Here is an 11303-nt window from a genome sequence, read left to right as displayed (position 1 = left end):
AATTACTTGTTCTGAGTCAAGGTTAAGAATTCAGCTCGACTTGTTGAACTATTTCGCATATCACCAAGCATTACTGAAGTGGTCATTACCGAATTTTGCTTTTCGACGCCGCGCATCATCATACACAGATGCTTGGCTTCAATGACAACAGCTACACCTCGTGCACCGGTAATTGATTCTAAGCAGTTCGCGATTTCTGAAGTTAACCGTTCCTGAATTTGTAAGCGTCGCGCAAAGTAATCAACAATACGGGCTACTTTCGATAGACCTATTACTTTTCCATTAGGAATGTATCCAACATGACATTTGCCAAGAAATGGAAGTAAATGGTGTTCGCACATGGAATACATTTCAATATCCTTGACTATAACCATTTCATTCATGTCTGAATCAAAAAGTGCGCCATTAATTATATCATCGAGGCTCTCATTGTAGCCTTTGGTCAAATAACGCATGGCATTGGCCGCACGAGCAGGAGTATCAATTAACCCTTGGCGACTTATGTCTTCACCTAATTGTATTAGCAGTTCTTTATATAGTTTTTCCATTGTTCTTTCCTACCCTGGGGGCCAAGTCATATGCCGTCCGCCCAGTAAATGTAAATGAATGTGAAATACTGTTTGGCCACCGTCGGGATTAATGTTAAAAACTAATCGATATCCTGCGTCACTTATTCCTTCAGTTTGAGCAATTTTCTTTGCCCCTAAAATCATTTTTCCCAACAGGGCCTGGTGTTCATCGCTGGCGTCATTCAGCGTCGCAATATGTTGCTTCGGAATAATCAGCAGATGTTTAGGAGCTTGCGGGTTGAGATCACGAAAAGCCATTATCTCATCGTCTTCAAAAACTACTGATGCAGGAATTGCACCTTGAGCAATTTTGCAAAACAAGCAATTCATAAGCAATCTCATTTTGATTAAAAAGACTATTATACATTGCATTACTTATAATGCGACAGCTTCTCTTTGCCTTTTAACGTGTTTTTTCGCATAATAGCCGCTTTATGTTGCAATTTTGCATTCGTACCAAGATTGTTATTTAAAGTAAGCCCATAATGGTGAGAGTACTTATTCCTGTTAGAGCAAGCTTTCGCTCTAAGTGATAGCGTTTGTCGAGCGGTCAAGGGCATATTATGTCTTATCGTTTTAATTGTATTTTTATTCTATTAAGAGGGGAGCAGAATAAATGAGTTTAATGAGAATTAGCAGTGGTCGTGATTTGCCAAAGGAAATTAATGTAATTATTGAAATTCCTATGCATAGTGAGCCTGTAAAGTATGAAGTAAATAAAGAGTCAGGAGTATTATTCGTTGACCGCTTTTTAACGACTCCCATGTTTTATCCAGTCAATTATGGTTATGTTCCGCACACTTTATCAGAAGACGGGGATCCAGTTGATGTTCTCGTTGTGACTCCAGTCCCTCTTGTAGGTGGATCGGTTATTCCATGCCGACCAGTTGGGATGTTAAAAATGACTGACGAGTCAGGTGTAGACGCTAAAATCTTAGCTGTTCCTACGAATAAGCTAACGAAAATTTATGAATCGATTCAGTCATATGAAGATCTGCCCCAGCATCTATTAAACTCTTTGGAACATTTTTTCAGCCATTATAAAGATCTGGAAGAAGGCAAATGGGTTAAATTGGATGGATGGGTTGGCCCAGACGCCGCCTTTGAAGAGATTAAGTCTAGTGTAGATCGATATAATAAAGAGCAAAAGTAGTTAAAGTTTATTTTTTTCCGATGAAAGAAAAATTCGTGGGGTTTGGGCGAAGGCATACAGTCAAGACCCCGTAACGTAATATAGTGCGACTTTAGTGTTGGTTTACTCCACATTAAAACGGAAGTTTTCCATGTGTTGGCCTGCTCACCTTAGCTATGGATTGATGCCCTAAATTGTTAAATGAAGATAGAAATAACTTTTAAGCTGAATCAAATGGAGCAAAAATTGTTAAAATCGAATTTTTATTTAATAACAGGTGGCCCAGGCGTAGGCAAAAGTTCTGTTATAAAACGTTTACAGATGAATTCATTCACCGTAGTTAGTGAAGCAGCAAGAACAATTATAAAAGAGCAAAAAAAGCAGGGAAACAATGCGATACAAGTTGGTAATCGATTAAAATTTTGTCAATTAATGCTGCACCAATGTTTGCACGATTTTTTGGAATATTCCGAGTTCGTTTCTCCCGTCTTTTTTGACCGAGGACTGCCTGATTTATTAGGTTATCAGTCAATCGCCAGTGGAGCAGCTTGGGATAACCTGATTAAAGATATTGTGAGTGCAAATAAGCAATATAGATATAATCAACGTGTATTTATATTTCCTCCATGGCAAGAAATATATACAACCGATGAAGAACGAGTGCATACTTTTAAACAAGCTGTTTTGGCATATGACATAGTCAAAGAAGCACTTATTAATGAAAACTACGATTTAATTGAAGTACCGAGGCTATCTGTTGAACAACGGGTAAAATTTACTCTAGAAAAAATTAATATAGTGATATAAGAATCAAATTTAGAATCGTATGGCAATGCCCTCCCCTTAATTCTCAGCTGACTTATTTGTTAGTCTAGTACTAAGTCGTCTAAAGTGGCATGGAATTAAATTACTGCACCATTGTACGTTGCTGTGTAATGTTTTCGAGTCCAAGGTGAGAAGCCGACCCACTTTTACCCACAATACTAATAAGGTTGAATCAAATATTGAATCTCGCTTTCTTTGAAACCATATGATACTTTATTTCGTGTTATAAAACCTTGAGGTAATTCGGTGGCATACCATCTTTCTACATTGTTTCTCATACTGTTTTTTTTAATTATCTTGGCTGCTTTTTTTGCTGCCACTGAAATCGGTATGATGTCGATTAATCGCTATAAGTTAAAACATCTAGTCAAAAAAGAGAATAAACAAGCAACGCGAGTAAATCAAATACTCTCTCGACCTGATCGACTATTGAGCGTTGTCTTAATCGGTAATACCCTGGCCAATATCCTTGCATCAACCATAGCAACGTTGATTGGTCAGCGCATTTATGGGGATGCGGGTATTGCTATAGCAACCATCATTTTAACCCTGGTGATTTTGGTATTTGCTGAAATGATACCCAAAACATTTGCAGCAATTTATCCACAACAAGTTGCATTTGCTACTTCATTGCCACTACAAATACTCCAATTGATTTTTGCCCCCTTGGTATACATCAGCAGCTCTATGTCTAACGGCGTATTACGTTTATTTCGAATCTCAATTGACAAAATACAAAAAGAATTCTTGACGAACGAAGAGTTACGCTCAGTGGTACATGAAGCAGGCGGGCTATTACCAGTTGAGCATAAAAGTATGTTGATTAGCCTTCTGGATTTGGAGCAAGCTACGGTAGAAGATATTATGATTCCCAAGTCGGATATTGTTGGTATCGATATCGAAGAGCCTTGGTCGGAAATTCTGTATCAATTAGAAACAGCAAAACATACCCGCTTGCCTTTATACCGCAATTCAATTGATGATCTGGTAGGAATGATCCATGTACGTGATGTGTTAAATCTGGCTATTGACAATGAGTTGGATCTTAAAAGTTTACTAAAAGCAGCGGATGAGCCATATTATATTCCTGAGGCTACTTCGCTTAATATTCAAATTTTAAACTTTAGGAAAATGAAGCGACGAAGTTCTTTTGTAGTTGATGAATATGGAGATATTCAGGGTTTAGTCACAATGGAAGATATACTTGAAGAAATTGTAGGCGAATTTACTACAGATGTGGCTGCGCTAAGCCGAGATATAACTCCGCAAAGCGATGGTTCAGTTATTGTTGATGCTAGTTTAACTTTACGTCATCTAAACCGGTTAATGGGATGGCAATTGCCTATGATAGGCCCAAAAACGTTAAGTGGCTTAATTGTTGAACATCTTGGCTATATTCCTCCAGCTGAGTCATGTTTAACTATAGAAAACTATCGGATGGAAATATTAAGAGTCAGCGACAATACAATTAAGAGCGTAAAGATGTTCAAAATAAGCAAGAAGCGTAAGTAATAATGCTATTTTGTATCACTCTCTTTTAAAGTGATTACTTGTGCGGTAAACATATAACCGCCATTGCGAATGGTTTTGATTAATGCCGGCTTTTTTGCATCAACTTCAATTTTCTGGCGAAGTCGGCTTATTTGCACATCAATTCTTCGGTCAAAAGGATTTAGATCACTATTTTTGGTGATTTGCAACAGGAGCTCCCGATCCAGGATGCGTTGAGGTTGTAGTACAAAAGTAAGTAATAAATCATATTCACCTGCACTTAATAGTAATTCTTCATTGGTATTATCACGAAATACTTGCCTGGAAGCAGGATAGAGTCGCCAATTGGAGAAAACTAGAACTTCTTTTTCTTGATCAGATTGATGTTGTGCACGCAAGACACGTCGATTAATTGCGCTGACTCGTGCATGAAGCTCTCTTGGTAATAATGGTTTTACAATAAAGTCATCTGCTCCCGCCTCGAGTACAGTAATACAGGCATCTTCATCTGGGGTGTCGTTTACAATTAATAAAGGTACCGGATAGTTTGTATAAAATTGATGAATTGCGAGGAGATCATTTTTTAAAATAGACCAATGAATTAAAATGGCAATAGGTTTCCCTACTCCACTTTGAATGGGAGCAACTAATTGCTTTTGCTGTACAATGCTTATGTTAAATTGTGCAAAGTATTTCTTGAGATCCTCACTCACAGGATCGTTATCGATGAATAAAAGATAACTGGGTTTTGGCATTAATTTATTCCCATTGTATTTGAGCAGTATTCGACGTAATTTTGTCAAGATTAGTATCGACTTGCAATTATTTTCGATATTATTCTAAGAGTTATTGCTCTATTTTCTATGGCATCACTGGGATGCTGCGTCTCTTAAAATCTTATTAGATGCACAAAGAAGCATGTTAAAATTTCACCAGCCAGTAAAGTCATATCAGGGAGATGCTTGAGGAGAAAGGATGACTCAAAACAGGAATCAATTTTCAAGTTGGTTTGTGACAGATAATGATCGAGTAAAGGCTTTGGTCAAACATGAGATTAAAAAGATGAAAAATGATCTTTTTAGGTATATAGAAGATTCTAATGAGCTAGAGACATGTTCTGAGGTCGGGTCATTGTGCAGTTCTATAGCAAATAAATACCTTAATTATTTGCAATTATTGGATCAAAAAGCAATAACGAATACTCCAAAAATCTTGGGACGCAAATTATCTTGGTCAGAACATTTCATTCAGATCGAATTTTTAGAACAGAAATTAGCTTTATCTCTGGATGTTGAAGAGCAAAAAGCGCTTTTATTGGAAATTATCTCTTTATATCAATGTGTTCCCTATACTGAATTTTCAGTTTCTAATCGAGTTCAACTTGATTCAATACAATTACAACAATTATTTTTCAAACGAGAATTTAATTTATGGTTGGAAGGATTTGTTGATTTTTGGAATAAAAGTGAGATGACCCATACTGGATTGGCAGCTGTATTTTATGACTGGAATGTTGAACAACAGCAAGCCGCAATGAATTATTTTGCTGATCCTAAATTTGCTGATTTGGTGAATGCAATTTTCTTCTATAAAATATACCCGGATAAATTATTTGTTGATGTCATTCATCCCCAAAAGTTAATTTCGGTACAGATGCGTCTGAGTGTATTGCATTATTCTATCGAATTAATGCAACAAAAATTGTACGAGATTGCTTTACAAAATGGATTAGCATCAAATATCGACTACTTTTTGCATGATGAAGAGTTGCCACAAGGTATTAGAATCGAGATAAATGAAGAGTTTAGACAAATGATTCAATCAGCTGTTAAGCGATTAAAGCTCAACTCTAATCCAAATCACGCAAAACCAGAGACTGTTGATTACGTATCAGATCTGAGACGTGCCTATAAATTTTGGTTTAACCCAAATCGTTTAATTGATACAGTGATGGTGTTAAAACAAAATTTGTTGTCAGGGCCAGAAGGACAAGAAAAGAGTTCAATTCTATTTCGAAAAAAAATGGTGTCATTGTATAGCCAACTTACGACATCCGAATGTGTGGATTTATATGGCTATTTTGCTAATACTGATACTCAGTCTTTACTCAATACTTTCTTTAACATTACCCATAGAGACACTGTTGATTGGTTGCCTTCACTTAATAATGAAGAAAAAGCGGCCTTAGTTGAGGTTTTTGATGCCTTATGCTGTGTTATAGATGCTTTGTGTATCGAATTAGGAAATAGACATTTACTCACTGAACCTTATAGGTTTGATTTAGCGGACTCAAACCTGGAAATCGGCCAGAGCAATCGCGATGCAGTGTTTAGAGTGATTACAATTTATAAGCGAATTAACACAATCCAGAACGATGTTATTGAACAGTTATTCCAGTCTATTGAAGACTAATTGAGTAACTAACGCTCCTTCTTTTTTCCTTCCTGGAAGAGGGAGCGTAAATGCTTAATGATTAAAGCTCCGAGTTTTCTTTCTCTTCCCGATTGCGTCAGTGGAATGCCAATTTTTCGCGAAATTTTGGCTTTTAGAGCAGAGAGCCCAACAAGTCTTTTCCATGAAAATCCACCACGATTCATTATTCATAACCCTTTATGATAAATAGGGCGAGTATACTATTGTTATTCACGGTGTGAAGGTGTTCAAACAATTTTTTATTATACATTTATTCGTGATCAGTTGAAGGGCTATTTATATGCCAATTATAGATGTAACTGTCGATGGTATTTATGTGCTTAAGTTGGCTTTGCAATGGCTCTTTTGCAAATTGCAATAAATGAAAAATGATATCCTGCTTGGTTCCGCCAAAATCTTCTTCAAACCAATCGTATAATTTAGAGATGATCAGTTTTCCCTCAATGACGCTTACTCCTCTAAGAGAGTTAATGTAATTTGTAGCTGCTAGGTTCAATTGTTCTTCAAGAAGTTTTCCCTGGTAGACTTTTCTACTAAGATTGGGTGCGCCAATAGTGCCGTTGCTTATGGCATAGTGAGAGCGGGGATCATTCCAAATCGCTCTAATAATGCGATTATTTATGTCGTCTAAAGTTAAAGGAGTATCTTTAATAGTAATCAGGTTCGCACCCCATGGGCCTATGCTGAATAGTCCGGGGGAAATATTAATTTCTTGAATCGTTGTAACAGGATAATAATTGGCTATAACCTGTACCGTGAAAGCGTTGTATACATTAATCCAATATGCTAATTGCTCATTACGATTGTAATTATTAATATCGATTTCTGCCATGCTTTTTAAATAGTCTTTAAGCAAGTTTAAATCTATCTGTGTCATATGAGCATAATCAACTAGGTTGATATTTTCTTCATTGGTGACTATGCGGCGATTAAGAAAATTTTGCCACAGTTGATGCGAGATAACTTCTTTTGATAATGGGTTATTTACTTCCCATTTGGGCCATAAACTTTTGTAAAAAGAGGCGTTTGCTAATCCTGAGATGAGAAGCATTAATATGAGAATGTATTTATTGCGGTACATTGTTTTAAACATGAATTATTGCTCTATTGCGAAGGGCGTTCCCTATAGTATTGCCATCCAAAAACTCTAATTCTCCTCCAGAGGGAATTCCATGCGCTAATTGAGTAATGTTAATTGATAAATCACGCAAAAGTTGATGGATAAAATGAATGGTAGTTTGCCCTTCTACGCTAGGACTTAACGCTAATATCACTTCTTTGATTTCTTCTTGAATGATGAGATTTTTAAGTCGAGGTAACCCTATGTCCTCTGGGCCTAAGCCATCAAGCGGAGATATTTTTCCCATGAGAACAAAATACTTACCTTGAAAAGCATTGCTTTGTTCTATGGCAGATACATCAGCTGGGCTTTCCACAACACAAAGCAAGGAAGAGTCCCTATTTGGATTTTGACAAAGGGTACAAATTCTTTGTTCTGTATAGTTAGCACAACGTTCACAATGGTGAATATTATTCATTGCGTGCTCAAGACATGATGCAAGGTGTAATCCTCTCTGTCTTTGATGTTGAAGCAAGTGAAACACCATACGTTGTGCTGATTTTGGACCTACGCCTGGTAGACAGCGGAGCGCTTCTACCAAACGGTTTAACATATCCATCGTTAGGATTATTCCTTATCGCCGCCCATTAAATCAGTTGGGATATTTAGACCTGCGGTTAATTGGCTGATCTTTTCCTTAGATGCTTTTTCAATTTTTCGTACGGCATCATTAATCGCTGCAGCAACCAAATCTTCCAACATTTCTACATCTTCTTCCATCATAGTAGGTTTAATTTTAACTTCAGTGGCATCATGTCGGCCATTCATTTTAATAACTACCATGCCACCACCAGCTTCACCTGTAACAACTAATTGACTTAATTGTTGTTGTGCTTCTTGCATACGTTGTTGCATTTTTTGCGCTTCTTTCATCAGGTTGCCAAGATTTTGATTCATATCCATTATTAAGGCCTCATATGTTTAGATTTAAATTCGATATATTATAAGTCATCTTTCAGCGGTACAATAGAATTTTTGACCAATTCTGCTGAAAATTCTTGCTGAATCTGTTGGAACATAGGATCATTTTTTAATGCAGCTTCTGCTTTCAGTTGTTTCTGTTGTGTTGCCTGCTCTTTTTGCTGCGCTGGAGAACATTGAACTGATTCATCGCTGTTTAACGTAATTTTCACCTGATTTTGGTAATATTGACTCAGGGCTGTTTCAATGCGCGAGAGTATCGTTGGCGTAAATAGAGATTGATGTCCTTTGGCCACACGTAAAGTAACCTCTCGTCCATCTTTGGCGAGTAATTCAGCATTTTCTGCTGCATTGAGCGCTAAACCAGTGAGTTTGAGATGAGGGATAATGCTTGCCCAGTCACTTGCCTCCTGATTGATAACCTGCGGTTGTTCTTCTTGTCTTTCATCATCCAAATTTACTGTTGTATTCGATAACACTTGAGCTTGCATTTCTGGAGCTTGCTCAGGAATCTCTTGTAGTGAAAGAACTGATTGTTGCTGCTCAGAGGGTAACAGCGTTTTATAGGATGCTAAAAGAGGGAGGGCCTCTTTAGGTGCAGGTCTAAACGTTAGCATCCGCAAGACGGTCATATTAAAGCCGATGACTAAGGTAGGGGCAAGATGAATTTCCTCACGTCCCTTAAGGCCAATTTGATAAAACAGCTGCGTGTCTTCGGGAGAAATGTGTTGCGCTAGGGGCTTTATTTGTGATGGAAGACTAATTAGAGGATTATTATCTCCAATGGCCTGATATACAGCTATTTGATGAAGATAGTTAAGTAGTTCATCCAATACATATTGAAAATGGCCGCCTTCAATTGAAATGCTTTGGCTAATTTTTAATACAGCAGCGGCATTCTGTTCTGCCAAGGCATATATTAATTGCAAGGCATAATCTTGTTGGGTATAACCCAGGATCATTTTGACATCATTTGCGCGTAATTGGGTATCACAGCTAGTAATGGCTTGATCTAAAAGGCTTAAGGCATCGCGCATGCTGCCTCGAGCAGCTTGAGCCAATATATCAACAGCCTCAATTTCAAAACCGAGTTGTTCTTCTTTAAGAATCATTTGCAAATGCTGGCTGATCAACTCTGTCGCCAAATGTTTCAGATTAAATTGTAAGCAACGAGATAACACGGTGACAGGAAGTTTTTGTGGATCTGTTGTAGCTAAAATAAATTTAACATGTTCTGGCGGTTCTTCCAGGGTTTTGAGCAGCGCATTAAAACTATGCTGCGAGAGCATATGCACTTCATCAATCAAATAGATTTTAAAACGACCAATAGCGGGTGCATATTGCACGTTATCTAAGACATCACGAGTATCTTCAACCCGAGTTTTAGATGCACCATCAATTTCGATTAAATCGATGAATCGGCCTTGTTCTATTGCATTACAGATAGTGCACTGCAAACAGGGTTCTGAGCTAATCCCTTTCTCACAATTCAATGATTTAGCTAAAATGCGAGCGATACTCGTCTTTCCTACACCGCGAGTGCCGGTAAAAAGATAGGCATGGTGTAGTCGCTGTTGATTCAGCGCATTGATCAATGCCTTATTTATGTGGTCTTGGCCAACCAGTTGGGAAAATGTGCGTGGTCGCCATTTACGGGCAAGTGCCAGATAGCTCATACATGTTTTCACGAGTTGGGCGGCAGCTCTAAGAGCCACACTCCGGCGCTCGAATCAATCGCTACCGCTGCTCCCTTCCGGGCCTGACGGGGTTCACGATCTATCGCCGCGAAGGGACCAATAGAGCTACCATAGTTGAATGGCGAAGAGTAACAAAAAAATGAAGGGATAGCCAGACTTGGTAAAAAATAATTTGTTAATAATTCTAGTGCAAGCGATACCTGGAGTCATAATAACTCACAAATTTTAGGAATTAAGCATTCCTATTATTAAAGAGTACCAAGACAATCCTATTAAATCAGATTATGCATTTTTTGATATTTAAGCTGGTCTAGTACTAATGCGCCATTTGGATTATGTTGGGCTTGATATTTAAGGCTCTGAACTCTTGTTTCATAATATGATCTAGAGAATTTCTAGGATTTCAGTTCAGATTTATTTCTTTTATATTGACGGCAACTGATTGAATGCCTCCTACGTATTCACGTTAGTATAATTCGTCTTATTTCTTAATGCGCTAGTGGTTTGCTGAACAATAATATCTCTCCCTGAGCTACCAAAATTGAAAAAAAACTTAAACATGTGTATCTATCGGTAAATGAAGACATACTGATCCAATTAAAATTATTGTCAAATAGTATACAGAAGGGGGGCTTTAGAAATGTGAAGAAAATAAAATACACCGTTTCGGATAAGTAAAGTTATGCATTCTCGTGATTATTAAATACATAATAATCTATTCATTAATATATAATCCTCTCTCCAAGGGGACTATAACAAACATCACTTTTTTTAAAAAAAATGCAAAAAGTGTTTGACACTGATGGTGAAATCAGTAGAATACGCAGCACGCCTTCGGGGCAAGTTCATTAAGAAGAGAGAAGACAAACTGTGTGGGCACTTTGAAGAACCTTTGAGTGCTAAGAAGAAATAAATAAGTAAAGAAGCTGGTTTTAAACTAGCACAGGAATTGAACTGAAGAGTTTGATCCTGGCTCAGATTGAACGCTGGCGGCATGCTTAACACATGCAAGTCGAACGGCAGCATTTTCTAGCTTGCTAGAGAGATGGCGAGTGGCGAACGGGTGAGTAACGCGTAGGAATATGCCTTGAAGTGGGGGACAACTTGGGGAAACT

The 11303-nt window shown here is 37.7% G+C and carries 11 protein-coding genes, 1 rRNA gene and 1 other RNA gene; 5 read left to right on the top strand and 8 right to left on the bottom strand.

The features are described 5' to 3' along the window. Nucleotides 1–2 precede the first annotated feature (2 nt). Together folE and BW930_RS07570 are read right to left on the bottom strand one after the other, a co-directional pair. Nucleotides 3–548 (bottom strand): GTP cyclohydrolase I FolE, encoded by a 546-nt coding sequence (gene folE / locus BW930_RS07575; protein ID WP_058467412.1) that lies wholly within the window; start codon nucleotides 546–548, stop codon nucleotides 3–5. Between the two features lie 9 nt (nucleotides 549–557). Continuing rightward, the gene (locus BW930_RS07570; protein WP_058467411.1) at nucleotides 558–899 is read right to left on the bottom strand and encodes a histidine triad nucleotide-binding protein; all 342 of its coding nucleotides are present in this window, start codon (nucleotides 897–899) and stop codon (nucleotides 558–560) included. A 286-nt stretch (nucleotides 900–1185) separates the two neighbouring features. On the opposite strand from BW930_RS07570, the gene ppa reads away from it, so the two are divergent. From ppa to BW930_RS07555, 3 genes are all read left to right on the top strand, one after another. Next, nucleotides 1186–1722, top strand: coding sequence for an inorganic diphosphatase (ppa, locus tag BW930_RS07565; RefSeq protein WP_058467410.1), 537 nt, complete (start codon nucleotides 1186–1188; stop codon nucleotides 1720–1722). A 225-nt stretch (nucleotides 1723–1947) separates the two neighbouring features. After that, nucleotides 1948–2508, top strand: a complete 561-nt coding sequence (locus BW930_RS07560) for an AAA family ATPase (RefSeq protein WP_162262997.1) — start codon at nucleotides 1948–1950, stop codon at nucleotides 2506–2508. 264 nt (nucleotides 2509–2772) lie between these two features. Beyond that, nucleotides 2773–4038, top strand: coding sequence for an HlyC/CorC family transporter (locus BW930_RS07555; RefSeq protein ID WP_058467408.1), 1266 nt, complete (start codon nucleotides 2773–2775; stop codon nucleotides 4036–4038). Between the two features lie 5 nt (nucleotides 4039–4043). Here the strand turns inward: BW930_RS07555 and BW930_RS07550 are convergent, their stop codons facing one another. Then, nucleotides 4044–4772: a winged helix-turn-helix domain-containing protein gene (locus BW930_RS07550; protein ID WP_058467407.1), complete on the bottom strand. Its 729-nt coding sequence runs from the start codon at nucleotides 4770–4772 to the stop codon at nucleotides 4044–4046. Nucleotides 4773–4992: 220 nt separating this feature from the next. Here BW930_RS07550 and BW930_RS07545 point away from each other — a divergent pair, with 220 nt between their 5' ends. Further along, nucleotides 4993–6429: a hypothetical protein gene (locus BW930_RS07545; protein WP_058467406.1), complete on the top strand. Its 1437-nt coding sequence runs from the start codon at nucleotides 4993–4995 to the stop codon at nucleotides 6427–6429. A gap of 271 nt (nucleotides 6430–6700) precedes the next feature. Here BW930_RS07545 and BW930_RS07540 read toward each other — a convergent pair whose 3' ends face one another. From BW930_RS07540 to ffs, 5 genes are all read right to left on the bottom strand, one after another. Then, nucleotides 6701–7543 (bottom strand): DUF547 domain-containing protein, encoded by an 843-nt coding sequence (locus BW930_RS07540; RefSeq protein WP_076547505.1) that lies wholly within the window; start codon nucleotides 7541–7543, stop codon nucleotides 6701–6703. Beyond that, nucleotides 7536–8129, bottom strand: coding sequence for a recombination mediator RecR (recR, locus tag BW930_RS07535; RefSeq protein WP_058467404.1), 594 nt, complete (start codon nucleotides 8127–8129; stop codon nucleotides 7536–7538). The genes BW930_RS07540 and recR overlap by 8 nt, the downstream gene beginning before the upstream one ends. 8 nt (nucleotides 8130–8137) lie before the next feature. Then, nucleotides 8138–8473, bottom strand: a complete 336-nt coding sequence (locus BW930_RS07530) for a YbaB/EbfC family nucleoid-associated protein (RefSeq protein ID WP_028381768.1) — start codon at nucleotides 8471–8473, stop codon at nucleotides 8138–8140. A 38-nt stretch (nucleotides 8474–8511) separates the two neighbouring features. Further along, nucleotides 8512–10167 (bottom strand): DNA polymerase III subunit gamma/tau, encoded by a 1656-nt coding sequence (gene dnaX / locus BW930_RS07525; protein ID WP_058467506.1) that lies wholly within the window; start codon nucleotides 10165–10167, stop codon nucleotides 8512–8514. Between the two features lie 26 nt (nucleotides 10168–10193). Beyond that, nucleotides 10194–10290: signal recognition particle sRNA small type (gene ffs / locus BW930_RS07520), an RNA gene on the bottom strand. A gap of 849 nt (nucleotides 10291–11139) precedes the next feature. On the opposite strand from ffs, the gene BW930_RS07515 reads away from it, so the two are divergent. Beyond that, a 16S ribosomal RNA gene (locus BW930_RS07515) occupies nucleotides 11140–11303 on the top strand; the annotation flags it as partial.

The sequence above is a fragment of the Fluoribacter gormanii genome (assembly GCF_900156395.1).
In the GTDB taxonomy this organism is placed as follows: Bacteria; Pseudomonadota; Gammaproteobacteria; order Legionellales; family Legionellaceae; genus Legionella; species Legionella gormanii.
The sequence above is the reverse complement of the archived record's forward strand: the minus strand, read 5'-3'. Positions and strand labels throughout refer to the sequence as shown.